Raw genomic sequence first — 25,897 nt, 5'->3', positions numbered from 1 at the left:
TTCGTGACCTGCTCGGCACCCGAACTCGTTCGTGCCGAGCAGGTCACATCCATCTTCGACTGGTGAGAAGGTTAGGGTCTACCGATGAGTGATACACGCGAACGATCCGTCGTGGTGTGTGGTGAGGGACTGGTTGATCTGGTTCCGGTGGGGGAGAACTTCTCGCCCAAGTTGGGCGGTGGACCGTTCAACGTTGCGGTTGCATTGGGCCGACTCGGATCCGACGTGGGATTCGTCTCTCGCTTGTCCACCGACGCCTTCGGAGATCGGATGATCGACTCGCTGGCCGCGTCCAATGTCGACACAACTGGGGTCGAACGTGGGCCCGAGCCGACAACTCTGGCCGTCGTGAACCTTGCAGCGGACGGAGGTGCGCGGTATTCCTTCTACCTCGAGGGAACGGCGGATCGACAGTTCGCGCTGCCGAAACTTCCCTCTGCCCGGGCATTCTCGTTCGGAACGCTGTCGCTGGTGCTCGAGCCCGGGGCCTCTGCCTACGAAGCTTTGCTGCACGAAGCACACGCCCGCGGTCGACTCACCATGGTGGACCCCAACATTCGTCCGGCGGTGATCTCCGACCCGGACGCGTATCGACGACGGTTTCGTTCGTGGTTGCCCGCCATCGATATTCTCAAAGTGAGCGACGACGACGCGAAGTGGTTGGGTTCGGTCGACGGCGCCGAGTGGCTCCACGAAGGCGTCGGCGCCGTCCTGCTCACCCGTGGTGGTGACGGGTTGCGTTTGATCACCGAGGAACTCGATGTTTCGGTGCCGGCGCCCGCGGTCGACGTCGCGGACACGATCGGTGCGGGCGATACCGTTCACGGAGCCCTGTTGGCCTACCTTGATCGTCACGACGCACTCGACGTCGCTGTTGTGCGTGCGTTCACCGAGGCAGATTGGTCGGCCGCGTTGACCTTTGCCGCACGCGCGGCAGCCGTCACCGTGTCACGTCCCGGGGCGGATCCGCCGTGGTCAAGGGAGTTGGGCCTGCCCGTCTAGCACTGGGGACCACCGCCCTACTGCGAGCGCAGTACGTCGAACTGTCTACCTGTGCACGATGTGCGACGGGGTCGTGTATCGGCACAGTGACACGCATGTCGATATTCCTGTACAAACTCTCGCGACTCGCGTTTCGGCGCCGTTGGGCAATGGTGGGCTTCTGGGTCGTCCTGCTGGTGGCGGGCGGAGTAGGCGCAGCAACGCTGTCCGGTCCGACCGTCAATACGTTGTCGATTCCGGGCACCGAATCACAAGCGGCGCAAGATCTTCTGGCTGAAAGATTTCCGCAATCGTCCACCGACGGAGCCAGTGCTCGCATCGTCTTCGAATCTCCGGCAGGCACGACGCTCACCGATCCGGCGATTCGACAATCCGTCAGTGACTTGGTCTCTGCGCTCGGGAAGGACCCCGAGGTTGCAGCGGTATCGGATCCGTATGCCTCCGGCGGAGTGTCGCCGACTGGGACGATCGGATACATGCAGGTCTCCTATACCGCCGACTCGATCGACTTGCCGGACAGCTCGAAAGAACTGCTCGAGTCCGCCGTCCACGACGCCGCGGATTCAGGGCTGGCAGTCGATGTTGCCGGCAACGTGCTGATGGAAAGCAGTGCCGAATCGATGGGCGAAGTGATCGGCGTCGCGATCGCCGCTGTGGTCCTGACGGTCACTTTCGGTTCGTTGGTGGCAGCAGGGCTTCCCTTGATCAGCGCGTTGATCGGCATCGGCATCGCGATCTGCACGATCACTATCGCAACTGGTTTCATCGAATTGGGTTCGAGCACAACCGTCCTGGCAATGATGCTGGGGCTCGCCGTGGCGATCGACTATTCGCTCTTCATCGTCTCGCGCTACCGCTCCGAACTACGTGACGGACATGATCCGGAAATTGCTGCGGGCCGCGCAGCGGGGACGGCGGGTTCGGCCGTAGTGTTCGCGGGGTTGACGGTGCTCATCGCATTGGCAGGACTGTTCGTCGTGAACATCCCGTTCCTGACGAGCATGGGTCTGGCTGCGGCGTTTGCAGTTGCTGTTGCAGTGGTGATTTCACTGACCCTGCTGCCCGCCACGCTGGGATTTGCTGGATCGCGCGTTCTGAGCCGATCCGATCGTCGCCTGCTTGCGTCCGGTGGTCAGTTGACGCATCGCAAGACGAAGGAAGGCGCAGGCTCGCGATGGGCCAAGTTCGTGATCCGGCGTCGAGTTCCGGTTTTGCTCGCGTCAGTCCTCGGGCTGGGATTGCTGGCGATCCCCACCTTCGGAATCAACCTGAGTTTGGCGAGCCCACCAGTGCCCGACACAACTGCCGCCAGGGCTACCGACCGACTATCCGAGGGGTTCGGTGCCGGGTTCAGCGGCCCGCTCATGGTGGTCGTCGACGTTGCCGACGCCGCAGATCCGGCAGCGGCATTGAGCGGCGCCCAGGAAAAGCTCGGTGCTCTGCCCGACGTAGCGGCAGTGACGCCGCCAGCACTCAATCAGGCCGGCGATACAGCAGTCATCACGGTGGTTCCCTCGAGCGGCCCCGAAACCGAGGCAACAAAGGCGCTCGTCGCAGATATACGTGAGGTCGCCGGATCACTGACCGACGAGACCGGGGCCACGATGTCGGTCACCGGTCAGACAGCGTTGACGATCGACGTCTCGGACCGCCTGGCTGATGCCCTCGTTCCCTACCTCGCATTGGTCGTCGGCCTCGCCTTCATTCTTTTGATGCTGGTGTTCCGCTCGATCTTGGTACCGCTCAAGGCAACTCTCGGATTTCTGCTCTCGATCGGTGCGACGTTCGGTGTGCTGGTCGCGATCTTCCAGTGGGGTTGGTTCGCCGGCATTCTCGGAATCGAAGGTCAAACCGGATCAGTTGTGGCGATGTTGCCCATCTTCATGATCGGCATCGTCTTCGGGTTGGCGATGGACTACCAGGTGTTCCTGGTGACCAGAATGCGTGAAGCGTTCGTCCACGGTGACGGACCGGATGAAGCAGTCGTGAAGGGCTTCGACCAGGGCGCGCGAGTCGTCTCGGCCGCGGCGCTGATCATGATCGCCGTTTTCGCGGGCTTCATCTTCGGCGGCGACGCCTTCATCATGCAGATCGGACTCGGACTTTCGTTCGCGGTTCTGTTCGACGCCTTCGTGATTCGTATGACTGTCGTACCGGCCGTCATGTCCCTGTTGGGCTCGAAGGCATGGTGGTTCCCCTCATGGCTGGACCGGTTGGTCCCGAACGTCGATGTCGAGGGGGAGCAGTTGACTGCGCTGCTCGCAGATTCGAAGGAATCCAGTGAACCCACGAGCGACAAGTTGTCGGTGTGACCCGGATACGGTAGATCGATGACTTCGACATCGACGTGGGGTCGATGGTGTGCGGAACACCCGCGCACCATCGACCTGGCACTGGCGATTCTCGTGCTCCTTGCCACGTGGACGGCGCACCGCATCGCGCTCGACGGCAATGACACCCGCGAGGTCACGGTTGTGGGAGTGCTTGTAACAGCGATCGCAGCGGCAACCATCGTGTTCCGAAGGCGCTATCCGTTCTCGGCACTGGCGGTGGCAGTACTCCTCGGCGTATTGATGATTGCACTGTCAGCGCCGCCGAATGCCGGCACAGGTTCCGCAGCGATGGTGTGCCTCTACTACGTTGCCAGCACGAGTGACCGCCGGAGGACCTTCTTCGCAGCGGCGAGCACAGTCAGCTCGCTGATGCTCGTCACGATCTTCCTGGGAGTGGGGAACAATCTCCTGCAGGAGGCACTGGGGTTGTTGGCTTGGTTGCTGATGGCAAGTTTTGCCGGCGCCGAGGTCCGTTCTCGCCGAGCCTATCTGGAGTCCGTCGAGGCGCGCGCGGTGCAAGCGGAAAGAATGCGCGAGGACGAGGCCCGACACCGCGTCGTCGAAGAAAGGATGCGGATTGCGCGAGACCTGCACGACGTTGTCGCGCACCACATTGCCTTGGTCAACCTGCAAGTCGGGGTCGCGTCGCACTTGATCGGGAAAGACCCGGAGAAGGCGACGACTGCACTACGCGGAGTGGAGGAAACGTCCAAGGCGGCACTCGATGAAATTCGGGCCACGGTCGGAGTTCTCCGTGATGCTCAGGACGGTGATCGCTCGATGAAGCCGGCTCCGGGGCTTTCGGATCTACCGGCACTGGTGGATCAATTCGTCAGTGCGGGAATGGAAATCGAAGTGCGCGCTGTGGGTTCGCTGCGCCCTCTCGGGCCAGCAGTAGACCTCACGGCGTACCGAATTATCCAGGAAGCACTCGTGAATGCGAGCAAGCATGCGTTGCCAGGGGCCGTCACCGTGTCGTTGTCGTACGAAGCCGAGGTTCTGGTGCTGTCGGTCGAAAACTCCGGAACGGCAGTGCCTTCGACGTCACCGCCCGGGTACGGACTGCTGGGAATGAAGGAGAGGGCACAGGCAATGGGAGGCGAGGTCTCAGCAGGATTCCGCGCGGACGGGGGATTTCGTGTGGACGCCCAACTGCCGCTTGTCTCGGTGTCCAGGGGTTCGGAGAGTGGGGAGTCGTGAGTATTCGGGTGGTAGTGGCAGACGATCAGGCGCTCTTCCGTCAAACGCTTGCGCTGCTGATCGGTTCGGAAGAGGACATGGAGGTGGTCGCCGAGGCGGCAGACGGAGAGCAGGCATTCCAGGCGGCGATCGAGCACCGACCCGACGTTGTATTGATGGACATTCGAATGCCAGGCACCAGCGGAGTCGAAGCGACCGCCATGATTGCCGATCATCCGGATTTGACCGACGTGCGCGTGTTGATCCTTACCACCTTCGAAGTGGATGAGCATGTGGCACAGGCGATCCGGGCTGGAGCCAGCGGCTTCATCGGCAAAGGAATCCGAGCGGAGGATCTACTCGATGCTGTTCGGACGGTCGCAGGTGGGAACTCTTTGCTGTCGCCGATTGCGACCAGCGCGTTGATTTCTCGGTTCCTTTCCACTCCGTCGCGGGCCGACTCAACTTCTGGGATTTTCGGTCAATTGACACCACGCGAACTCGAAGTGGTAACCCTCGTTGCCCTCGGGATGTCCAACGACGAAATCGCCGCGGAATTGGTGATCAGCGCGGTCACGGCAAAAACCCATGTGAATCGGGCGATGACGAAACTGGATGTCCGCGACCGCGCGCAACTGGTGGTTCTCGCATATCAATGCGGTGTGGTGATTCCGGGACGCTCGGTGGATTGACTCGAAAAACTCTTGACTCGAACGGGTGTTCGAGTATGATATGGGGAGGGGATCGGGGGATTCAATGAGTGTCTTGTTGTCGGATGTGGTGTCTGGTTCTGCGGTGGGGTTACGTGGACGTCTGTGGCGGTTGTCTGCTGCTGAGTTGCGTGCTGCTGCTGTCGAGGCGAGTGCGGAGATTCTGCGCCTGGAAGCTGTGCGTGTGGCTGTGGTGGACGAGTTGTCGTTGCGCCCGGATGATCAGGTGATTGCGAGCCGCGGGGTGGGTGCGTGGTTGGCGGCGAACACGATGTTGCAGGTTCGGGACGGGAAGAAGATCGCCGCGTTGGGTGCGGCTTTGCGGCCGCTTCCGGGTGTGGCTGCTCGGTTCGGTTGTGGGGATTGCTCGTTCGATCATGCCGTGTTGATCGTGGCGTTCTGCGAGTCACCACCGAAGGGGATGCCGGAGGAGGCGCTCCCGAAGTGCATCGATTTGTTGCTCGCTGCTGCGTCGGGTGTTGAGGCGACGACGACGAAGGTGCGGAACGTGATCGCGACGTTGGAGAGGTTGTTCGAGTCGGATGAGATTCCGCCCGCCGAGGATGTCGATCTCAACGAGTTGCGGATCGCGTCGACCTTGAACGGTCGGGTGGTGGTGCGTGGTGATTTCGACGCTCTCACCGGTGAGATGTTGTTGTCGGCGTTGTCGAATCTGACGATGCCGACCCCGGCACCGGATGGGACGCCGGATGCTCGGTCGGCGGCGAAGCGGACCGCGGACGGGTTCACGGAACTGATCCGCCGGTATCTCGATTGCGCCAAGACTGGTACCGATGGTGGTCAGCGTCCGCATGTGAACGTGCACATCAATGCTCGGGATCTGGCGGAGCATCGGGACTGCGCCGCGACACCCTCCACTGCTGATGACGGAATGGCTGTATCGGATCTCGATGTCGGGCACATGCCGTGGCTGGGGCCGCTGTCGGTGTCGCAGACCAGACTCCTTGGGTGCGATTGTTTCCTGTCCACGGTGCTGCTCGATGATCACGGCGCGCCCTTGGATGCGCAACCAGGAAAACGATTGGTCACCGCGGAACAGCGAGTGGCGTTGATCGCCCGGGACAAGGGCTGCGCGTTCCCGGGTTGCACATGTGTACCGGCCTGGACGGATGCGCACCATATCCGGCACTGGGCGAACGGTGGCCCGACGGTGATGAACAACCTGGTGCTGCTGTGCCGTTCACATCATCGGTTGATGCACCGAAAATCAGGGTTCGTCGGCAAATGGGAAATTCGGATAGGGGTCGACAATAAACCCTGGTTCATCCCGCCGCCCTCGATCGACCCGCAGCAGCACCCGCGGCCGGCGAACACCACCTTCAAAACCTGAGGGGCCAAACCTCAGATGCACCAGAACATGCCCAGGCCTGTTTCAGACCCGCTGCTCTGTGTCCGACCGATTGGTGGGAGGTGGAGTCGGATGGTTGCGTGCTTTCGGGGCGGCTCTACTTTCGGGTGCCCGTGTGGCCTGTCCCACTCAGTGGGTCATTATTCCGTCGTTGCCGCGCCGGTTGTGCCAGGTCATTTGGACGTCTGACCTGCAGTGCAAAATCTTTCGTTAGAACACGTTCCAATTTCGCAGATTTGTGGCTATGGTCACAGAGATAGATGCGGGTGTGCGAATGAAAGGGTGCAGTGACGTGAAGACCAAGGGTGCAATCCTGTGGGGCCTCAATGAAAAGTGGTCCGTCGAGGAGATCGAGATCGGTGAGCCGGTAGCCGGCGAAGTTCAGATTCGCATGGAAGCGGCCGGAATGTGCCACTCCGATCACCACATCGTCACCGGCGCGACCCCGATGCCGTCGTTCCCCGTCATGGGTGGGCACGAGGGTTCGGGCGTCATCACCAAGCTCGGCCCGGAGGTCAAGGGTCTGGAGGTCGGCGACCACGTCGTTCTGTCCTTCATTCCGGCTTGTGGAACCTGTCCGGCGTGTTCGGCCGGTCATCAGAACCTGTGTGACCTCGGGATGGGCCTCCTCAGCGGCCAGGCCATCAGTGACGGCACTTACCGTATCCAGGCTCGCGGCGAAAACGTGATCCCGATGTGCCTGCTAGGGACGTTCTCGCCCTACATGGTCGTGAACCAGTCGTCAGTGGTGAAGATCGACAAGGACATTCCGTTCGAGGTTGCCGCACTCGTCGGTTGCGGCGTTCCGACCGGTTGGGGATCGGCAACCCACATCGCCGATGTGAAGCCCGGCGAAGACGTTGTGATCATGGGTGTCGGCGGCGTCGGTATCAGTGCGCTACAGGGTGCAGTTGCATCGGGCGCCCGGTACATCTTTGCCATCGACCCCGTGCCGTGGAAGCGTGAGCAGGCTCTGAAGTTCGGCGCAACGCACGCTTTCGAAAGCGCTGCCGCTGCCATTCAGCCGATCATCGACGCTACGTATGGCCGCATGGCGCAGAAGACGATCATCACCGTCGGCGAAATGAGGGGTGAGTACGTCGAAGAAGCGATGATTCTGACGGCAAAGGCCGGCCGTTGTGTCGTCACCGCAATGGGGCACCTGACGGACATGGATGTGAAGCTGAACCTGTTCCTGCTGTCGATGCTTCAGAAGGACCTTCAGGGCAACATTTTCGGCGGTGGCAACGCTCGCCAGGACGTGCCGAACCTCCTCGCGATGTACAAGGCAGGCAAGCTGAACCTCGACGACATGGTGACTCGGACCTACACGCTCGAAGGCGTGAACGACGGCTACCAGGACATGTTGGATGGCAAGAACATCCGCGGCGTCATCCGCTACACCGAAGCTGACTGGTGATCGGAAGCGCAACTCTTGTGCCAGTAGTCTGATCGGGTGCCCAGTACTCACAGTCTCGACGTAATCCAGCAGTGGCCGGTCGACAATGCGGCAGCGGTCGTCCTCTCCGGGAAGAATCCCGGTGAGGGCGACCGCATTCGTGGTTTCAGTGGCGACCAGGCGCATGTTTTCCCCCTGGCTTCGGTGACAAAACTGTTGTGCGCCTACGCGATTCTCGTGGCAGTGGAGGAGGGGGCGGTCGAGTTGGATGGGCCGGCCGGGCCTGAGGGGTCGACCGTTCGTCATCTCCTCGCACATGCTTCGGGATTGGCATTCGCCGAACGTGTTGTTCAGGCGCCGGTGGCGTCGAAGCGGATCTACTCGAGTGCGGGGTTCGAGGTGCTTGCCGAGTTGGTTTCCCGGGAGACCGAGATCGAATTTGCCGACTATCTGGCCGAGGCGGTGTTCGCGCCGTTGGCGATGACCAGCGCGGCTCTTGTCGGTCCGGCCGGTCACGGTGCGCAGGCATCGGCAGACGACTTGGCCAAGTTCGCGGCTGAACTGCTCTCGCCGACTCTGGTCTCGGCGCAGACGTTCGCAGAGGCGACAACTGTGCAGTTCCCGGGGCTCAACGGAATTCTTCCGGGTTACGGCTCTCAGCGCCCCAACGACTGGGGGCTCGGATTCGAAATTCGGGGCGACAAGCGTCCGCATTGGACGGGTCTCGAGAACTCGGCCGCTACCTTCGGTCATTTCGGCCAGTCCGGGACGTTCCTGTGGGTCGATCCCACGATCGATACTGCGTGCGTCGTGCTTACCGATCGCGATTTCGGTGATTGGGCCAAGCCTTTGTGGACCGAATTGTCGGATGGCGTGGTCGGTGAAGTTTCGCGGTAGAGCACAAATTTCTCTCCTTCCACTGGCGCAACACGGGTAACACAAGGCACACTGTTCAATCGAGCGTGCTGCACGAACTCGACAGAGGTCGTTGGGGAAGACGTCCCTCGTCGAAGCAGGAGGCTCGAGTGCGCGAAATGAATCAATTCGCGGACGTGACGACTGGTGTGGTTTACATCCACTCGTCGCCCGCGGCGCTGTGCCCGCACGTGGATTGGGCTCTGTCCGCCACGTTGGACAGCCCTGCCAAGCTCAGATGGACCTCACAGCCTGCCTACGACGGGCTTCTGCGTGCGACGACGGACTGGACGGGTCCCGTCGGAACCTGTGCCCGCCTGGTCGACTCGCTACGCGCGTGGCCGATGTTGCGGTTCGAGGTCACCGAGGACCCGAGTCATGGCGTCGACGGCGAACGGTACAGCCATGTGCCCGGTCTGGGCCTGTGGCGCGGATCCACCAGTGCGAACGGTGATGTCGTCGTAGGGGAGATGAAACTGCGGTCCATCATGAATTCCGGTGGAGACATCGCCGCGGAAATCGATCGGGCGATAGGTACACCGTGGGACGAGGAACTCGAACCCTTCCGGAGTTCAGGCGAAGGTGCCGAAGTGACATGGCTGCGAAGGCGTGTCAGCTGACCGAGGTCCATCCTGAACCCGGAGTGCTCTCGCGGCTTGAACGACAAAGACTTGAATGACAAAGGTGGGCCTCGCCGTATCGGCGAGGCCCACCTTGCTGTCCAGGGTTGTCAGAGCGGAATGTTCTTGTGCCGCGCGCGGACAGATGGTGTAGACGCGAGCGCAGCGGTCACGATGCTGCGAGTCTTCGCCGGGTCGATTTCCTCGTCGACGACGCCGATTTCGACCGCGCGGTCGACGCCGCCCGCGATTGCCTCGTGCTCGGCAGCGAGTCGGTCGTGCAATGCTTCACGCTCGTCGTCCGGTGCAGCTGCGAGGGCCCGCTTGTGCAGGATGCCGACAGCAGCCTTCGCGCCCATCACGGCTACTTCGGAGTTGGGCCAAGCGAATACGGCCGTGGCTCCCAGTGCTCGCGAGTTCATCGCGATGTAGGCGCCGCCGTAGATCTTTCGAGTGACGACGGTGACGCGGGGGACCGTTGCCTCGGCGAAGGCGTGAAGTAACTTCGCTCCGCGTCGGACAACGCCTTCCCACTCCATCGAGACGCCCGGCAAATACCCGGGAACATCGACGACGACCACGAGCGGCACGCCAAATGCGTTGCACAGTCGCACGAATCGAGCGGCCTTCTCTGCACTTTCGGAGTTCAGGCACCCCCCGAGTCGCAGTGGGTTGTTCGCAATGACGCCAACGGTGCGTCCGGCCATCCGGCCGAAACCGGTGACGATGCTCCGAGCGTAATTGCCTTGCAGTTCTTCGAAACTCGACTCGCCTTCGACGTTGTCGAGCATTTCGTGAACGATCGGACGAACGTCGTACGCGCGTTTCGCGGAGGCAGGCATCATGGCGCGCAGATCGCTGTCGCCGAGTTCCGCTGCCCGCTGATCGAATTCGCCCTGCTCGCACATCATCGAGACCAGGCGGCGCGCGCGGTGCAATGCGTCGGCCTCGTCGTGTGCGGCGATGTGCGCGACACCCGACTTCTTGGTGTGTGTGTCCGGACCGCCGAGTGACACCATGTCGACCTGTTCGCCGGTGACACTACGAACTACGTCTGGCCCGGTGACGAACACTCGGCCTTCCGGCGCCATGATCACGACATCGGTGAGGGCTGGACCATACGCGGCTCCGCCAGCGGCAAAGCCGAGCACGACGGAAATTTGAGGTATGAGACCCGACGCGCGGACCATGGCCTCGAAGACCAGTCCGACGGCGTGGAGCGCCTCGACGCCTTCAGCCAGACGCGCGCCACCGGAGTGCCAGAGGCCCACGATGGGGGACTCTTCCTCGATAGCGGTATCGATGGCTTTGACGAGGTGTTTGCAACCGTCGACGCCCATGGCGCCACCCATGACAGTGGCGTCGGAGCAGTATGCGATGGTGCGGACGCCGTCGATGTTTCCGGACGCGGCGAGCACACCGGACTTGTCACGGGCGTGGAGCGGCACTGTTGTGCCGGGGTCGAACAGATTTTCCAGGCGCGCAAGAGGATCGCGCGGGTCTGTCGATGATTCGGACTTTGTCACGGGGGCCAGGATGGTCATCGCGTCCTCCTTCAGTACGAGCCTTGGGTGGAACGAAAGGTCGGTGTTGTCCGCGGGTGACGTTGTGTTGCAACGACACCCGCGGACAGGTGCAAACCGCGGTTCGGGCTAGGCCCGACCGAAGGCGAGCGCGACATTGTGCCCACCGAAACCGAACGAGTTGTTCAGTGCGAAATCGAAAGAGCCGGTTCGGGGTTCACCCTTGACGACATCGAGATCGATTTCTGGATCCTGGCTGTCAACATTGAGCGTGGGCGGGATGATCCCGTCACGCACTGCCAGAACCGTGAGGACTGATTCGAGGGCGCCGACAGCGCCGATCGAGTGTCCCAGCGCGGATTTCGGGCCGTACACCGCAGCGTGATTGCCGACCGCTGCGTTGATTGCCTTTGCCTCTGCGATGTCACCGATCGGCGTCGCAGTGGCGTGGGCGTTGATGTGCTTGATGTCGGACTTCGTCAGTCCGGCCATCTCGATTGCTCGGGTCATGGCTCGCGCCGCGCCCAGGCCTTCCGGATGCGGTGCCACGATGTGGTACCCGTCCGAAGTGATTCCGGAACCAAGCAGGCGGGCGTGAATCGTTGCCCCGCGTGCCTTTGCGTGCTCCTCGGTTTCGAGGATCATCAAGGCGCCGGCTTCGCCGAAGACAAATCCGTCGCGGTCCTTGTCGAAAGGACGTGAAGCTGCGGCCGGATTGTCGTTGTTGGTGCTCATCGCACGCATCATGGCGAAGCTCGCGATCGGAACGGCGTCGATGAAGCTCTCGACTCCACCAGCCACAACCATGTCCGCGTCACCCATGACAAGCATGCGGTGAGCGTGAGCAATTGCCTCGGAACCTGATGAACATGCCGACACCGGAGTGATGACGCCACCGCGGGCCCCGAGTTCGAGTCCGACCGTTGCGGCCGGTCCGTTGGGCATGACCATCTGCACCGAGAACGGGGACACCTTGCGGTATCCGCCGCCACGGAGCTTGTCGACGGCGTCGATGAGCGTGTCGCCGCCGCCGAGTCCGGTGCCGATGACAACGGCCAGGCGGTCCTGATCGACTTCAGGGCTGCCGGCGTTGCTCCAGACCGTGCGACTCAACGTGAGGGCAAGGCGTTCCACCCAGCTCATCCGTCGAATTTCGACGCGGGACAAGCCCTCGTCCGGTGAAACCTTCAGGTGCCCGCCGATGCGAATGGGAAGGTCGAACTCGTCGATGAACGGGTCATCGAGGATTCCGATGCCGCTTTCGCCGGCGAGTAGCGCCTTCCACGTGCCATCCACATCACCAGCCACCGAGGTCGACGTCGCGAGGCTCGTGACGACGATGTCGGGGAATTTCCCTTTGCGGGTAGAAGCGGAAGTCACGGTCGGCTCACTCTGCGTTCTTGGCTTCGGCGCCTTCGGCTTCGAGCTTCTGGATGTACGCGACGATGTCGCCGACGGTGCGCAGGCCTGCGAGATCCTCGTCGGGGACCTTCACGCCGTACTTGTCTTCGGTCTGAACGGCGATCTCGACCATGGACAGGGAGTCGATATCGAGGTCGTCCACGAAGGACTTGTCAACGGTGACCTCGGAAGGCTCGATACCGGTGACCTCCTCCACGATCTGGCCGAGTTCCGCGATGATTTCTTCCTGAGTGTGGGCCACTGGTGTGGCTCCCTTCTTGATCGATTGAGGTGGGGTGAAACGTCCGGCCGCCGTTCGGGCTGATCGGCCGGGTGGGCGTCCGAGCTAGGTCAGCTCGGACAGTGCGGAGATATCCTCCGGGTTCTTGAGGGCCACCGTCGGCGTGCCACGCATTTCACGCTTGGCAATTCCGACGAGGGTTCCGGCCGGCGGGAGTTCCACGATCGCGCTGACTTCTGCTGTCCGCAACGACGCGGAGCAGAGGTCCCAACGAACGGGGCGGGTTACCTGCGCGGCAAGCTTGGTGAGGGCGTCGGCGCCCGAGGAGACGGGTGCGCCATCCGAGTTGGAAAGCAGCGTGCGCGTCGGATCGGAAGGGGTGATCTTGGCGGCAGCAGCTGCGACGGCGTCCTGCGCCGGCGCCATGAAGCGGGTGTGGAAAGCTCCGGCGACGGGTAGTGCGCGGACTCGGGCCTTTTCGGGTGCGTTTGCTGCGAGTTCTTCGAGCGCGGTGAGCAGTCCGGCCGCCACGATCTGGCCGGCCGCATTGCGGTTGGCTGCTTCCAGCCCGAGTTCTTCGATTCGTGCGAGCACTTCGGCTTCGTCTCCACCGAGAACGGCTGACATGCCCGTGGGCTCGAGCGCACAAGCCTTGGCCATCTCGGCGCCACGGAGGGCGGCAAGCGCGACCGCGTCGTCAGCGGAGATAACACCGGCGACCGCAGCAGCGGCAAGTTCACCCACCGAATGGCCGGCAGCGATGACGTCGGCGCCGAGGAGCCCACGTGATTCGATTTCCTCGTATGCCAGCAGAGCAGCGGCAACGACGAGGGGCTGGGTTACCGAGGTGTCGGTGATTTCTTCGGCGGTCGCGGTCGTGCCGAGTCGGACGAGGTCCAGGCCGGCTGCCTTCGACCACACTTCGAGGCGGTCTTGTGCTCCGGGCAGTGCCAGCCAGGGGCTGAGCATGCCGGGTGTCTGAGAGCCCTGTCCCGGGGCGAGCAACGAAATCACTTATTAAGAGAACACCGCCGCGAGCGACCTGCGAGATGTCGGTCGCGATGAACTCTGGCGAAGTGTTTTGTAGGGTTCCCACAAAATCCCACGTCGCGCTCGGCCATCGAAATTGGACGCTCAGGGGTTACAGGTTTGTTTGTCCGGATGTTAAAGATGTGACTGAAGTAACCGAATTGTTCGATTTGAGATCGATTTGTGTCAATCGGCCCACGGTAGCGGCGATCCGTAGTACATACGCGTCGCGTGGATTCGTTGGATCCCGGCCGGTAACTTCCGCGATTCGCTTCAAGCGGTACCGAACGGTATTTGGATGAACAAACAGAAGACGTGCACAAGTCTCAACCGCACCTCCACAGTCGAGATAACTGTCTAAAGTATCGGTCAAGACTGTGCCGGATTCAGCTAAAGGTGCGACGAGGAAATCGCGAAGAGCCTTCACGGCAGCGGCGTCTCCCAGTAGTGCCCGTTCCGGGAGCAGTTCAGTCGCGAAAACGGGACGAGGTGCGCCGCGCCACCCGGCAACAGCCTTGATTCCCGCCAGAGCTTCGGACGCACTGAAGTGCGCTGCGCTCAACGAGGGTGTCGTCGGGCCGATCACCACCGGCTCGTCGGCGAAACTCATGAGCAGGTCTTGAAGGAATTGGCTGCCTTCCGTCTTACTGCTCAGCTCGCCGCTGACGATCATCACCAGTCGCGGACCCTGCACCACGGCGAGAACAGCGCGCCCGTGCGCGGCGGCAGTCGCGTGGACGGTGCCGGCAACCGAGACCCGCTCGTCCGGCGGGGGAGACCCGACGATGACGGTGGCCGGAGCCGTGGCATCCCAGTTCAAGGTGGCGGCGCGAGAGAGCATGTCCGAGCCGGTGTCTCCCTGCACGACGGCGTCGACGACGAGCGCTTCCAGTCGCGTGTCCAGGGCACCCCGCGACTCGGCAGCGCTTGCGTACACCGTCGCTGCTGCGAAACCGAGTTCACGCCCGTAGCGCAGGACGGCTTCTGTCAGCGCGATCAGCTGCTGATCGTTGCGGGCGAGAGCCGGCAGCCATTTCTCGAAGAACTCCATCGCCACCCGGACCATGTCGACGGTCTGGCGCAGCGTGAGCTGTCGAGCAAGATCCTGAGGGATGACCGGAAACGACTCGTATCCGAAGCTGATCTCCGAGTCGAGTTGCCGCAGCCATTCCAGGAAATTCACCACCGACGTCTGCACCAACAGTTGAACGTCGGCGCGTTGCGAAGCGTCGAGACTGTCGAAGAACGGAAGCTGCTCCTCCATCACGGTCACGGCCTCGGTGGAGAGCCGGCCGGAGAACTGTTTGACGCGGCGGAGCAAGGCTTCTGGAAGTGGATCGCGAACCTGACGACGGCGGGCGAGTACAGCCTGCAACCCGGACGACTGTGGTCGAGTGCGGCGTACGCCCTCTTCGGGTTTCTCGGGATCAGGTTCGGGCATGAGAAAAACCTACGCCCATCGCCGCAGCGGATGTCGAGATGACACCCGCGGCGATGGGCGTAGGTCTGTTTTCGATCGCTGGGACTGTTGCCCTACGACTTAGGCGCTACCGGTGTCCCCGGTCTGCTCGGGAGCAGCATTCACGTCGTCGATGCGGTATCGGCTCGCTGCTTCGACGGCCTTCGACCGCTCGATCGATCCTTCCTTCGCCAAACCGATCAACACGGCAACGACGATGGACTCGGCATCGACGTTGAAGTAGCGACGCGCTGCAGTGCGGGTGTCGGAGAACCCGAACCCGTCCGTACCGAGCGTGGTGTAGTCGCCGGGAACCCACTGACGGATCTGGTCCGAGACCGCCCGCATCCAGTCCGAAGCCGCGACGACGGGGCCTTGGGCCGACGACAACGCCGTGGTGACGAAGGGAACCGGAGCATCCTCGGACGGATTGAGCAGCGCCTGACGTTCGCATTCGACGCCTTCGCGGCGCAGCTCACCCCAGGAGGTGACCGACCAGACGTCGGCCGAGACGCCCCATTCGTCGGCGAGCAGCTTCTGCGCGCGCAGCCCCTCGGGCATCGCGACACCGGAGACGAGGATCTGTGCCTTCGGGCCGGCTGCTTCGGACGTCTTGTAGAGGTAGATGCCCTTGAGCAAGCCCTCGACGTCGAGACCTTCGGGCTCGGCCGGCTGAACGTACGGCTCGTTGTAGATGGTCAGGTAGTAGAAGATGTTCTCGCCACCGAAACCGTCGACGCCCTCGGTGCCGCCGTACATGCGGCGCAAGCCTTCCTTGACGATGTGCGCCAACTCGTACGAGAACGCGGCGTCGTACGTGACAGCTGCGGGGTTGGTGGATGCCAGGAGCAGCGAGTGTCCGTCGGCGTGCTGGAGACCTTCACCGGTCAGAGTTGTACGACCGGCGGTGGCGCCGAGAACGAATCCCCGAGCCATCTGGTCGGCAGCCGCCCACAGGCCGTCGCCGGTGCGCTGGAAACCGAACATCGAGTAGAAGATGTACAGCGGAATCATCGGTTCACCGTGGGTGGCGTACGACGTGCCGACTGCGGTGAACGATGCCGTCGAGCCGGCCTCGTTGATGCCCTCGTGCAGGATCTGGCCGATCGGGCTCTCCTTGTAGGCGAGCATGAGTTCGGCGTCGACGGAGGTGTAGAGCTGCCCGTTGCGGTTGTAGATCTTCAGCGACGGGAACCACGAGTCCATACCGAACGTGCGAGCCTCGTCCGGGATGATCGGCACGATGCGCTTGCCGATTTCCTTGTCGCGCAACAGTTCCTTGAGGATGCGCACGATCGCCATGGTGGTGGCGACTTCCTGCTTGCCCGAACCCTTGCGGATGACGTCGTACGTCTTGTCCTCGGGGAGCTTGAGCGGCGCCGCATCGGTGTTGCGGGAAGGCAGGAACCCGCCGAGTGCTTTACGACGGTCGAGCATGTACTTGATCTCGGGAGCGTCCGCGCCCGGGTGGTAGTACGGAGGCAGGTACGGATCCTTCTCGAGCTCGGCATCCGAGATCGGGATGTGCTGCATGTCGCGGAACGCCTTGAGATCGTCCAGCGTCAGCTTCTTCATCTGGTGCGTGGCGTTGCGGCCCTCGAAGTGCTTACCGAGGGTGTAGCCCTTGATGGTGTGCGCCAGGATGACCGTCGGCTGGCCCTTGTGTGCCATGGCCGCTGCGTAGGCGGCGTGGACCTTGCGGTAGTCGTGGCCACCGCGCTTGAGGTTCCAGATTTCCTGGTCGGTGAGGTCCTTGACCAGTTCCTTGGTGCGGGGGTCACGTCCGAAGAAGTGATCGCGTACGAACGCGCCGTCGTTGGCCTTGTACGTCTGGTAGTCACCGTCCGGCGTCACGTTCATCAGGTTGACCAGTGCGCCGTCGCGATCGGCGTGCAGCAGCGCATCCCACTCGCGACCCCAGACGACCTTGATGACGTTCCAGCCGGCACCGCGGAAGAACGATTCCAGTTCCTGGATGATCTTTCCGTTGCCGCGGACCGGGCCGTCGAGGCGCTGGAGATTGCAGTTCACGACGAACGTGAGGTTGTCGAGGCCCTCGGTTGCCGCGACGTGAGCGAGGCCGCGTGACTCGGGCTCGTCCATTTCGCCGTCGCCGAGGAACGCCCACACGTGCTGATCGGTGGTGTCCTTGATGCCGCGGTCGTTGAGGTAGTGGTTGAACCGGGCCTGGTAGATGGCGTTCATCGGGCCGAGGCCCATCGAGACCGTCGGGAACTCCCAGAAGTCGGGAAGCAGCCGCGGGTGCGGGTAGGACGGCAGTGCGCCGCCGAAGTCGGCGTGGGACTTCTCCTGGCGGAATCCGTCGAGCTGTTCCGCGGGGATCCGGCCCTCGAGGAAGGCGCGCGCGTAGATGCCGGGGGAGGCGTGCCCCTGGATGAAGATGTGGTCGCCGCCGCCGGGATGGTCCTTGCCGCGGAAGAAGTGGTTGAAGCCGACCTCGTACAACGCTGCCGAGGATGCATAGGTCGAGATGTGACCGCCGACGCCGACGCCCGGTCGCTGAGCGCGGTGGACCATGATCGCGGCGTTCCAACGGATCCAGGCGCGATAGCGGCGCTCGACCTCTTCGTCGCCGGGGAACCACGGCTCGTTTTCGGTCGGAATCGTGTTGACGTAGTCGGTCGAAGTGAGCGCGGGGAGTGCGACGTGCTTCTCGCCGGCGCGTTCGAGCATGCGGAGCATGAGGTAGCGGGCACGCGTGGGTCCGGATCGATCCAGAAGTCCGTCGAATGATTCGAGCCATTCGGTGGTCTCGTCCGGATCGATGTCCGGCAGGTACGACGCAACACCTTCGCGAATGACGCGAACGCGACCGTCGGTTCCCCCCGGCGTATTCGACGCGGGCGAACCCGACTCGCCGGCGGCGCCGGAATCGGCGTTCTGCCCGGACGCGGGACCCTGGATCAGGTCAGACAACGTGTGCTCCTCATTGGTTTGGGGACGCGTGGTGGGGCGTCCTTACATAGGTGATCGAGGCCTTGTTAGGTCCGACGCACTTCCATCGTGAATATGGCGCGTACCTCATCTTTCACCATCCCGGTCGGTCCGGCATACCTCGCCTCTGGTTACTCTCGGGTAGCGTTTTTCGGCGTGACGCAGGGGTGTGATGGTTCCCCGTAGTCACAGGCTTGGGGGATCGATCGGAACGTATGAAGGGGTGGGAAAAAATAAACAAAGAAATCAATTACGGCAGGGTCGGGGCGTGGGTCTCGGTCGGATCGATCGCAGTGGGACTGTCGGTGATCGTGGGATGTTCGGCGGCGGTGACCGGATCGGCAGTACCCAATGAAGCGCACGTGGCTGCATACCAATCCGAGGTGAGTATTTCGATGGCCGCCGCGTCCTCGTCGAAAGCGGCGGCAGATGCGGCAGAGGCAGCTTTCGCGATCTGTGAGGAAGCGGTCTCTCGATCGAAAAACGACGTGGTTGCGTTCAATGCCTACGTCGACGCCGGAAATCATGGTGAGACCGACCTGAGAGCCGAAGCAAGCGCTGCTGCTTCCTCGGCAAGGGAGACGGCCTCGTGGTTCGACTCGGTCTCGAGTGAACTTCCGACGCAACTTTCCGGACTGTTCGCCGAATTGGCCGCGAACCTACGTTCATCTGCTGTCGTGATCGAGAGTGATCATTCGGCCGATGAAATCAATTCGATCAGCGATACGAGCAATTCGATTCGCAAGTCGATCTTCGATGAATGTGGATCCCTGTGACCTGCGGTAATCCGCAGGCGTAAGGTTCGCCGTGTGTCAGAAGACGATCTTTGGTGAAAGTTTTCGGCGTGGTCGGCTTGCGCTAACGCCTCAGACCATGTTCGCTTTCCCTAATTGATCGTCAAACGGTAGGTGTGCGGGGTCGCCACACACCATCAACAAAAGGAGGACCCCACCGTGGTCGCCGCGGCGGATGCCCAGAACTACGCTCAGAAACTCGGGATTACCACTGACATGGTGGTGCAGGAACTGGGCTGGGATGAGGATACCGACGACGGCATTCGTGCCGCGGTTGAGGAAACCATCGGCGGGGAAATGCTCGACGAGGATTCCGACGAGGTCATCGATGTCGTGCTGCTGTGGTGGCGCGACGAGGACGGTGACCTGGTGGACGCCCTCATGGATGCCATCGGGCCCCTCGCCGACGAAGGCTTCGTGTGGGTTCTCACTCCCAAGACCGGTCTCGACGGACACGTCGAGCCCAGCGAGATCGCCGAATCGGCGCCGACTGCCGGCCTGACGCAGACATCGGCAGCCAACCTCGGTGACTGGTCGGGAAGTCGACTGGTTCAGCCGAAGGCTCGTCCGGCCAACAAGCGCTGACCCGGTCCTTTCCGCACTTTCCCAAGGAATCGCACATGCCTCTCGAAGTTGGTGCCCAGGCACCGGATTTCACCTTGAAGGACCAGAACAACCAGGAAGTTTCGCTCGCAGATTTCCGCGGTAAGAAGAACGTTCTGCTGGTCTTCTATCCGTTGGCCTTCACCGGGACTTGTCAGGGGGAGCTCTGCAAGGTCCGTGACGAGCTTCCGAAGTTCGAGAACGACGACACCGCCATTCTCGCGATTTCTGTCGGTGCTTCGCCGACTCACAAGATCTGGTCGGCCGAGCAGGGATACACATTTCCCTTGCTGTCGGACTTCTGGCCGCACGGTGAGGTCGCTCAGAAGTACGAGGTGTTCAACGACAAGTTGGGCTTCGCGAATCGTGGCACCTTTGTCATCGACAAAGACGGAATCATTCGTTTTGCCGAGATGAACGGCCCCGGAGAAGCCCGTGACCACGGACTTTGGGCAAATGCGCTTGCCGCGCTAGAGTCTTAGAGCACTCCCGGTGAGGGTCTCACCGGGAGTTCGGGCGTGTAGCTCAGTGGTAGAGCTCTGGTTTTACACACCAGCGGTCGGGGGTTCGAAACCCTCCGCGCCCACCGAAGAATTCAAGCCCCGATCTGCGTCGACGCAGATCGGGGTTTTTTCATTTTCGGCAACGAATTGTCCGCAATACGCCATTCTGGACGCATGTCCAGTTCTGTGATCGAAGTAGCCGTCGACCCGACGCGCGTGCATCCCACCCGTCCGCACATACACATCGCCGAGATGCCCAGTCTCAGTGTTGCGTTGTTCGCGGGGCAGACGATCCGGGTTCGTTCCCAGAGCGACGCACTGGCGACCGGGATTGCCCGTGTCTGGGAAATCAACCGAATGCACCGCTTGATCTACCTGACGATCGACTGGGACAGGTAGAGATCGGCTCGTGCAGACACGTGACGGTTGGCCAGAGAACGAGCGTCGCTGCTACAACTACGCTCGTGCAGATTTCGGTTCGTTCGTCCCAATCTCGATTCAATGCGCGAGCTGCCGGGCTTCTCCTCGGCTTCGTCGCGGATCGGGCATTCGCCGATCCGGGGCGGTTCCATCCGGTTGCCGGCTTCGGAACCGCGGCTATCGCGCTGCAGAAGATGTCCTACCGGGACTCGCGCGCGGCCGGAACACTTCATGTTGCCGTGCTCTTGGCCGGCACCGCAGGACTTGGGCTCGCAGCCGAAAAAGTGTCGCGCCGGGCCGGTTGGGTGGCCGTCACGGGTACGACAGCGATGGCTACCTGGGCTGTGCTCGGCGGGACGTCGCTTGCACGCACCGGCATCGACATGGCCGCTCGATTGGAGGCGTCACAGGTCGATCGCGACCTGACGAAAGCGCGCGAGCTTCTCCCTTCACTGTGTGGACGCGATCCATCGGTACTGAGCGAGGAGGGCCTCACGCGTGCAGCGCTGGAGTCGGTCGCCGAAAACACCTCGGATGCAAGCGTCGGTGCAATGTTCTGGGGTGCAATTGCGGGCGTGCCGGGTCTGTTCGTCTACCGCGCCGCCAACACCCTCGACGCGATGATCGGCTACCGCTCCGAGAAATACCGCAGATTCGGGTGGGCTGCGGCGAGGTTCGACGACCTGGTCAACATCGTCCCCGCTCGGCTGACCGGTGCGCTGACGGCTGCGTGTGCACCGGTGGTGGGCGGCTCGGTTCAGGAATCACTGGCAGCGTGGAAACGCGACGCAGCGGCTCATCCAAGCCCCAATGCGGGCGTCGCGGAAGCGTCGGCGGCAGGGGCGTTGGGCATTTCGTTGGGTGGTCGGACCGAGTACGCGCACGGGGTGGAGATGCGTCCCGTCCTCGGCCGAGGGACTGTGCCGACGCCGAACGATCTGCGCCGCGCGTCGAGGCTTTCGTCGGCGGTGCAGATCAGTGCAGTTGTGGTGTCAGCGGGTATTTCAGCGGGTATTGCCGTATCGATCGGCAAGTTTGGCTTCCTGCGCCGTCAGCGGCACTGATTCCGGCTCCGGCTTCTTGCGACGGCTGAAGGTACGAGCCGGTTCGGCGGGGTGTGAGGCAGGCGCGGACACCGGCGCTTCCGGGGTCGTCTCGGTAGCGGCGTCGCCGGCTGCGAAGCCGTCGACAGCTGCTTGAGCTGCCTTCTCCTTGCGACGTTCGCGCCACTCCGCGCGAATGAAGTAGGCCAGTCCGAGCGGCGCCATGATGCCGAACGCCAGCCATTGGAACCCGTACGAGAGATAGGGGCCTGCATCGAGTTGGGGGAGAGGGATCGTCCCCAGGCCGCCGGGCTGGTCGGGTTCGAGTTGGATGTACGCGTCGATCAGGTCCGTTCCGATGAACTCGCCGATAGGTTGTGCGTCGATCGAGTAGACCTGTTTCGCGCCGTCCTCGAACATCGGAACTCGGCCGGGCGCGGTGCCTTCCGACAGACGCACGCGACCGTTGAGAGTGACCGGATCGGTCGGCGGCGCGGCGATGGGCGGTGCCTCGGCGCCGTTGATCGGCCGAACGTATCCGCGATTGACGAGGATCGTGCGGCCGTCGTCGAGAAGGAAAGGCGTCAGGATCTCGTACGACGGTGCGCCCTCGATGGACTGCAGTCGAACGAGGATGTCGGCGTCGGGCAGATAGGTGCCTGCCGCGGTGATGTTTCGCCATTCGTCGTCCGGTGCGATCGTCGAATCGGCGATGACGTCACCGATCGGCACGGTCTCCGCGTTGATCGAGTTCGAGATCAGATCATTGCGGTGCTCGGTCTTTGTGTTCTTGCCGAGTTGCCATGGAGCGAGCACGGTGAAGCACAGGTAGGCGAAGAGCCCGACCACAGCTGCCAGTACCAACCAACCGGGCCGCAACAGGAATTTCAGTCTTCGCACACGTCCACGGTATCCGTTGCCCGAACGGGAGTGAATTTTGCTCCGGGTTCAGGCCCGCTCGCGGATCCAGTCGAGTATGTCGGGAATGGCTGCTTCGATCTGGTCTCGCACCAGTTCGAAGTCCTCCTGATCCCCGTAGTACGGGTCCGGAACCGATTCTCCGTCAGCCTCGGGGTCGAACGATCGCAGTAGGCGCCGACGCTCGGTGGGCACGCCGAGATGAGCAAGCTCACGTTCATGGCCGGTGTCGAGGGCGACGACCAGATCGGCCGCGAGATGATCTGCATTGACCTGCGCGGCACTGTGGCCCGTCGGATATCCGGCCGCTCGGAGCACGACGTTGGTCCGCTCGTCGGCCTCGCTACCGGTGTGAAACCCCTCGGTACCTGCACTGCTGACACGGACTCGGTCGGCGAGGCCTTCACGGTCCAGATGCGCGAGCAAGATCTTTTCGGCCATCGGTGACCGGCAGATATTGCCGGTGCACACAAACGTCACATGAAGTGGTTCAGTCACGTGGAGTGGTTCAGTGGCGGCCATCGAGAAGTCCTCCCAGTTCGGATGCCGACGATACGGAGCGAAACGCTTGCCGCGCTTCCTCGGCGGAACCGTAGCCCCATTCGACGACGACGGTGGGGATGCCGTACTTCGCGGCGCCGAGCACGTCGTGATCACGGTCGCCGATCATGAGAACGTCGGGGGTTCCGCCGTCGGATGCGAGGACGGGAGTGATCCCGAGTGAGGTCAGCGAATGCGCGATCACATCGGGTTTCGCCCGACGAGTTCCGTCGTCACTCGCGCCGCCGATGAACTCGAAGTGCTCGGCCAGGCCGAAATGCTCGAGGATTCGAATGGCGAATCGCTCCGACTTGGAGGTGGCGACGGCCAGTCGGGTGCCGCTCGCGCGAGCCTTACCCAGGACGACGTCCATGCCTTCGTACACCGAGTTCTCCTGCCACCCGGTCGCGTCGTAACGCTCGATGTACGCGGCGATCGCCCGATCCACGTCCGCCGGGGCCATACCGAGTGACCTGAAGGTATCGACCATCGGCGGGCCGATCACCGATGCCAACATCGCTTCCGTCGGCTCCGGATGGCCGACAGTTGCCAACGCGTGTCGGAAGCCGCCGTGAATGCCGGGAGCGGAATCGGTGATGGTGCCGTCCAGATCGAACAGAACTACGGGAAAGCGGTCGAGCGGTGGTGTCGTCACGGCACTCATTGTCCCGGACGGCAGGGGTGATGTCCGCGCACGGTGCTCGACCGTAGGCTGACCGGGTGAGTACCGGAACGTTTGACCTGGAGAGCTTGCGACATCACGGCGATGTCGAAGCGGAGCCCGGGTTACTCGATTTTGCCGTCAACGTTCAAGGCTCCGGCCCGCCGAAGTGGTTGCGGGATCGGCTGGCCGCAGGGCTGGCGACGCTTGGTTCGTACCCGTCGGCCGCAGCGGAACTGAAGGCTCGCGAAACGGTCGCGCAGCGGCACGGGCGCCGGCCCGAAGAGGTGTTGTTGCTCTCGGGCGGTGCCGAGGGATTCGCGATGCTGCCGCGCCTGGGCGCTCGTTCGGCAGCGCTGATCCATCCGTCGTTCACCGAGCCGGAACTGGCACTGCGAGAGGCCGGTGTGCCGGTGACTCAAGTGATTCTGGAGCCTCCTTTCGAGCTTCGGACCGCGCAGGTACCCGAATCCGCGGACCTTGTCGTTCTGGGCAATCCGACCAACCCGACGTCCGTGCTTCACCCCAAGGCCGATGTGTTGGCATTGCGTCAGCCGGGCCGGATCCTGGTGGTGGACGAGGCCTTCGGCGACGCGGTCCCCGGCGAAACGGAGAGCATCGCCGGTGTCGAGTCGGCGGATGTACTGGTCCTTCGGAGCCTGACCAAGACGTGGGCGCTCGCCGGATTGCGGTGTGGATACGCGATCGGCTCTCCCGATCTTCTGGCTCGACTCAGTCACGGCCGAGCCCACTGGCCATTGGGCAGTCTGCAGATCGAGGCCATCACGGCGTGCTGCGAACCGTTCGCCGTCGAGCAGTCGAGGATCAAAGCCGACGCGATTGCCGCAGACCGCCAAGACATGTCCCGGCGACTGACCGAGATCGGGATTGCCGTGCACGAACCCGCTGCGGGGCCGTTCGTGCTCATCGACGTCCGCGACGGCGCCTCGATGCGAGAGCACCTGCGTGCCCGCGGTATCGCCGTCCGCCGGTGCGACACCTTTCCCGGACTCGGGCCCGATCAGTTGCGCGTTGCCGTCCGTCCAGCCGAGCAGGTCTCGGTACTGATCGAAGCGATGAAGGAGATCTTGTGAGTGGCCCAACCCTTGCGGACGTCATAGCCGTGCTGGAATCCGCGTATCCGCCGGCCCTGGCGGAATCGTGGGACTCGGTCGGCCTGGTCTGCGGCGATCCGGCCGACGCTGTGACGAGAGTGGTTTTCGCGGTGGATCCGACCGAGGCAGTGGTCGACGACGCCATCGCCTCCGGTGCCGACCTTCTGGTCGTTCACCATCCACTTCTGCTGCGTGGGGTGGACACCGTCGGTGCTCACACACCCAAAGGTGCGTTGGTTCACAAGCTCATCAAGGCGGGGTGCGCGCTGTTCTCGGCGCACACCAATGCGGACTCGGCCGACCCCGGAGTGTCCGACGCGTTGGCGCAGGCTCTGGGCCTGACCGTGCTGCGCCCGATCGAACCCAAGCCGACGCAGCCGCTCGACAAGTGGGTCGTCATGGTTCCGGTGGAGAATGCATCGGCCGTGCAAGATGCACTTTTCGAGGCCGGGGCTGGGCGGATCGGTGACTACAGCCAGTGCAGTTGGACCGTCACCGGTACGGGTCAGTTCCTGCCCGCCGACGGAGCGAATCCGACGATCGGGACCGTCGGCGCTGTGGAGCAGGTTCGCGAGAATCGTGTGGAGGTGATTGCCCCTCGCGGAAAGCGAAGCGCAGTGCTGGGCGCATTGCGTGCCTCCCATCCGTACGAGGAACCGGCCTTCGATGTCTTCGAACTCGCAGCGTTCCCCAGTTCACTCGGACTGGGGCGGTTGGGTGAGCTCGACCACCCCGAAACCTTGCGGGAATTCACCGCGCGAGTGGCGCGCTCACTGCCCTCGACCGAGTGGGGTGTTCGCGCGGCCGGAGATCCAGACGCGACCGTTCGTACCGTGGCGGTGTGCGGCGGTTCCGGCGACTCGTATCTCGACGTGGTGGCGGCACTGGGCGCCGACGTCTACGTCACTGCGGACCTGCGGCATCATCCCGCGGACGAGCATCTACGCGCCGGTGGCCCGGCTCTGGTCGACGTCGCGCACTGGGCGAGTGAATACCCGTGGTGCGCACAGGCGAAATCGGTGCTCGACGCCGCGTTTGCCGACAATCCGGAGTGGGAAAGCCGGGTTTCGACAATTCGCACCGATCCGTGGTGTTTGAGTGCGCATTAGTGCAGCGCTCTGCAAGGTACGGTTGCACGAACAATTCAAGAGCAGTTCTTCGAGAG

The 25,897-nt window shown here is 62.8% G+C and carries 24 protein-coding genes and 1 tRNA gene; 16 read left to right on the top strand and 9 right to left on the bottom strand.

The genetic code is table 11. The features are described from left to right. Positions 1-84: 84 nt before the first annotated feature. The 8 genes from G9U53_RS14635 (at position 85) to G9U53_RS14600 (ending at position 9,527) form a co-directional block, all read left to right on the top strand. A complete protein-coding gene (locus G9U53_RS14635; RefSeq protein WP_042921922.1) occupies positions 85-1,002 on the top strand; it encodes a carbohydrate kinase in 918 nt (305 codons plus the stop codon). Between the two features lie 95 nt (positions 1,003-1,097). Then, positions 1,098-3,314, top strand: coding sequence for an MMPL family transporter (locus G9U53_RS14630; RefSeq protein WP_165638833.1), 2,217 nt, complete (start codon positions 1,098-1,100; stop codon positions 3,312-3,314). 18 nt (positions 3,315-3,332) lie between these two features. Next, the gene (locus tag G9U53_RS14625) at positions 3,333-4,535 is read left to right on the top strand and encodes a sensor histidine kinase (protein ID WP_030536577.1); all 1,203 of its coding nucleotides are present in this window, start codon (positions 3,333-3,335) and stop codon (positions 4,533-4,535) included. After that, positions 4,532-5,206 carry a response regulator transcription factor gene (locus G9U53_RS14620; protein WP_042921920.1) on the top strand — a complete coding sequence of 225 codons (675 nt, stop codon included), beginning with the start codon at positions 4,532-4,534 and terminating at the stop codon, positions 5,204-5,206. Before G9U53_RS14625 ends, G9U53_RS14620 begins: the two co-directional genes overlap by 4 nt. 64 nt (positions 5,207-5,270) lie before the next feature. Further along, positions 5,271-6,575 (top strand): HNH endonuclease signature motif containing protein, encoded by a 1,305-nt coding sequence (locus tag G9U53_RS14615; protein ID WP_165638832.1) that lies wholly within the window; start codon positions 5,271-5,273, stop codon positions 6,573-6,575. A gap of 310 nt (positions 6,576-6,885) precedes the next feature. Then, positions 6,886-8,013: an NDMA-dependent alcohol dehydrogenase gene (locus G9U53_RS14610; RefSeq protein WP_165638831.1), complete on the top strand. Its 1,128-nt coding sequence runs from the start codon at positions 6,886-6,888 to the stop codon at positions 8,011-8,013. 36 nt (positions 8,014-8,049) lie between these two features. Continuing rightward, positions 8,050-8,889: a serine hydrolase domain-containing protein gene (locus G9U53_RS14605; protein ID WP_007735479.1), complete on the top strand. Its 840-nt coding sequence runs from the start codon at positions 8,050-8,052 to the stop codon at positions 8,887-8,889. 128 nt (positions 8,890-9,017) lie between these two features. Continuing rightward, positions 9,018-9,527, top strand: coding sequence for a DUF3145 domain-containing protein (locus G9U53_RS14600; protein ID WP_042445731.1), 510 nt, complete (start codon positions 9,018-9,020; stop codon positions 9,525-9,527). A 110-nt stretch (positions 9,528-9,637) separates the two neighbouring features. Here the strand turns inward: G9U53_RS14600 and G9U53_RS14595 are convergent, their stop codons facing one another. The 6 genes from G9U53_RS14595 to aceE all read right to left on the bottom strand — a co-directional run bounded on the left by G9U53_RS14595 (position 9,638) and on the right by aceE (position 18,117). Next, on the bottom strand, positions 9,638-11,071 hold the full coding sequence (locus G9U53_RS14595; RefSeq protein WP_165638830.1) for a carboxyl transferase domain-containing protein: 1,434 nt from the start codon (positions 11,069-11,071) through the stop codon (positions 9,638-9,640). Between the two features lie 108 nt (positions 11,072-11,179). Beyond that, positions 11,180-12,430, bottom strand: coding sequence for a KasA/KasB family beta-ketoacyl-ACP synthase (locus G9U53_RS14590; RefSeq protein ID WP_003941591.1), 1,251 nt, complete (start codon positions 12,428-12,430; stop codon positions 11,180-11,182). Between the two features lie 7 nt (positions 12,431-12,437). Continuing rightward, positions 12,438-12,713, bottom strand: coding sequence for a meromycolate extension acyl carrier protein AcpM (gene acpM, locus G9U53_RS14585; RefSeq protein WP_003941649.1), 276 nt, complete (start codon positions 12,711-12,713; stop codon positions 12,438-12,440). 84 nt (positions 12,714-12,797) lie between these two features. Next, positions 12,798-13,706, bottom strand: a complete 909-nt coding sequence (locus G9U53_RS14580) for an ACP S-malonyltransferase (RefSeq protein ID WP_064689135.1) — start codon at positions 13,704-13,706, stop codon at positions 12,798-12,800. A gap of 127 nt (positions 13,707-13,833) precedes the next feature. Beyond that, positions 13,834-15,162 carry a helix-turn-helix domain-containing protein gene (locus G9U53_RS14575; RefSeq protein ID WP_003941635.1) on the bottom strand — a complete coding sequence of 443 codons (1,329 nt, stop codon included), beginning with the start codon at positions 15,160-15,162 and terminating at the stop codon, positions 13,834-13,836. Between the two features lie 99 nt (positions 15,163-15,261). Continuing rightward, a complete protein-coding gene (gene aceE, locus G9U53_RS14570; RefSeq protein ID WP_165638829.1) occupies positions 15,262-18,117 on the bottom strand; it encodes a pyruvate dehydrogenase (acetyl-transferring), homodimeric type in 2,856 nt (951 codons plus the stop codon). 233 nt (positions 18,118-18,350) lie between these two features. Between aceE and G9U53_RS33535 the strand changes: the two genes are divergently transcribed. The 6 genes from G9U53_RS33535 to G9U53_RS14535 all read left to right on the top strand — a co-directional run bounded on the left by G9U53_RS33535 (position 18,351) and on the right by G9U53_RS14535 (position 21,519). Next, positions 18,351-18,911: a hypothetical protein gene (locus G9U53_RS33535; protein ID WP_231915136.1), complete on the top strand. Its 561-nt coding sequence runs from the start codon at positions 18,351-18,353 to the stop codon at positions 18,909-18,911. A 177-nt stretch (positions 18,912-19,088) separates the two neighbouring features. Beyond that, positions 19,089-19,514, top strand: a complete 426-nt coding sequence (locus tag G9U53_RS14555; protein ID WP_003941575.1) for a DUF3052 domain-containing protein — start codon at positions 19,089-19,091, stop codon at positions 19,512-19,514. Positions 19,515-19,549: 35 nt separating this feature from the next. Further along, positions 19,550-20,014, top strand: coding sequence for a peroxiredoxin (locus G9U53_RS14550; RefSeq protein WP_003941619.1), 465 nt, complete (start codon positions 19,550-19,552; stop codon positions 20,012-20,014). A 32-nt stretch (positions 20,015-20,046) separates the two neighbouring features. Next, a tRNA-Val gene (locus G9U53_RS14545) sits at positions 20,047-20,118 on the top strand. Positions 20,119-20,209: 91 nt separating this feature from the next. Further along, entirely contained in the window at positions 20,210-20,434 is a 225-nt protein-coding gene (locus G9U53_RS14540; protein ID WP_081558012.1) for a hypothetical protein, read from the top strand. Between the two features lie 65 nt (positions 20,435-20,499). Next, the gene (locus G9U53_RS14535) at positions 20,500-21,519 is read left to right on the top strand and encodes a cobalamin biosynthesis protein (protein ID WP_347570815.1); all 1,020 of its coding nucleotides are present in this window, start codon (positions 20,500-20,502) and stop codon (positions 21,517-21,519) included. Here G9U53_RS14535 and G9U53_RS14530 read toward each other — a convergent pair. From G9U53_RS14530 to G9U53_RS14520, 3 genes are read right to left on the bottom strand one after another with little or no spacing between them, the layout of a single operon-like run. Then, positions 21,460-22,398, bottom strand: a complete 939-nt coding sequence (locus G9U53_RS14530) for an SURF1 family protein (RefSeq protein WP_050656438.1) — start codon at positions 22,396-22,398, stop codon at positions 21,460-21,462. The genes G9U53_RS14535 and G9U53_RS14530 overlap by 60 nt on opposite strands. 48 nt (positions 22,399-22,446) lie before the next feature. After that, complete coding sequence (locus tag G9U53_RS14525) at positions 22,447-22,938, bottom strand: low molecular weight protein-tyrosine-phosphatase (protein ID WP_007735468.1); 492 nt, start codon at positions 22,936-22,938, stop codon at positions 22,447-22,449. Then, positions 22,925-23,620, bottom strand: a complete 696-nt coding sequence (locus G9U53_RS14520) for an HAD hydrolase-like protein (protein WP_042445748.1) — start codon at positions 23,618-23,620, stop codon at positions 22,925-22,927. The genes G9U53_RS14525 and G9U53_RS14520 overlap by 14 nt, the downstream gene beginning before the upstream one ends. Before the next feature lie 56 nt (positions 23,621-23,676). On the opposite strand from G9U53_RS14520, the gene cobC reads away from it, so the two are divergent. Then, positions 23,677-24,711 carry an Rv2231c family pyridoxal phosphate-dependent protein CobC gene (gene cobC / locus G9U53_RS14515; RefSeq protein ID WP_165638828.1) on the top strand — a complete coding sequence of 345 codons (1,035 nt, stop codon included), beginning with the start codon at positions 23,677-23,679 and terminating at the stop codon, positions 24,709-24,711. After that, the gene (locus G9U53_RS14510; RefSeq protein WP_030537562.1) at positions 24,708-25,841 is read left to right on the top strand and encodes a Nif3-like dinuclear metal center hexameric protein; all 1,134 of its coding nucleotides are present in this window, start codon (positions 24,708-24,710) and stop codon (positions 25,839-25,841) included. The genes cobC and G9U53_RS14510 overlap by 4 nt, the downstream gene beginning before the upstream one ends. Positions 25,842-25,897 lie beyond the last annotated feature (56 nt).

Source organism: Rhodococcus sp. D-46 (assembly GCF_011290655.1).
Lineage (GTDB): Bacteria > Actinomycetota > Actinomycetes > Mycobacteriales > Mycobacteriaceae > Rhodococcus_F > Rhodococcus_F qingshengii.
Note: the sequence above shows the minus strand (reverse complement) of the source record. Positions and strands in the feature narration are given on the sequence as shown.

What these genes read in the sequence shown, in the direction of transcription:
- G9U53_RS14520 (WP_042445748.1), bottom strand. Translation starts at nt 23,620, where the DNA reads ATGAGTGCCGTGACGACACCACCGCTCGACCGCTTTCCCGTAGTTCTG.
- G9U53_RS14630 (WP_165638833.1), top strand. Translation starts at nt 1,098, where the DNA reads ATGTCGATATTCCTGTACAAACTCTCGCGACTCGCGTTTCGGCGCCGT.
- G9U53_RS14615 (WP_165638832.1), top strand. Translation starts at nt 5,271, where the DNA reads ATGAGTGTCTTGTTGTCGGATGTGGTGTCTGGTTCTGCGGTGGGGTTA.
- G9U53_RS14635 (WP_042921922.1), top strand. Translation starts at nt 85, where the DNA reads ATGAGTGATACACGCGAACGATCCGTCGTGGTGTGTGGTGAGGGACTG.
- G9U53_RS14540 (WP_081558012.1), top strand. Translation starts at nt 20,210, where the DNA reads ATGTCCAGTTCTGTGATCGAAGTAGCCGTCGACCCGACGCGCGTGCAT.
- G9U53_RS14575 (WP_003941635.1), bottom strand. Translation starts at nt 15,162, where the DNA reads ATGCCCGAACCTGATCCCGAGAAACCCGAAGAGGGCGTACGCCGCACT.
- G9U53_RS14595 (WP_165638830.1), bottom strand. Translation starts at nt 11,071, where the DNA reads ATGACCATCCTGGCCCCCGTGACAAAGTCCGAATCATCGACAGACCCG.
- G9U53_RS14550 (WP_003941619.1), top strand. Translation starts at nt 19,550, where the DNA reads ATGCCTCTCGAAGTTGGTGCCCAGGCACCGGATTTCACCTTGAAGGAC.
- G9U53_RS33535 (WP_231915136.1), top strand. Translation starts at nt 18,351, where the DNA reads ATGAAGGGGTGGGAAAAAATAAACAAAGAAATCAATTACGGCAGGGTC.
- G9U53_RS14525 (WP_007735468.1), bottom strand. Translation starts at nt 22,938, where the DNA reads ATGGCCGCCACTGAACCACTCCACGTGACTGAACCACTTCATGTGACG.
- G9U53_RS14625 (WP_030536577.1), top strand. Translation starts at nt 3,333, where the DNA reads ATGACTTCGACATCGACGTGGGGTCGATGGTGTGCGGAACACCCGCGC.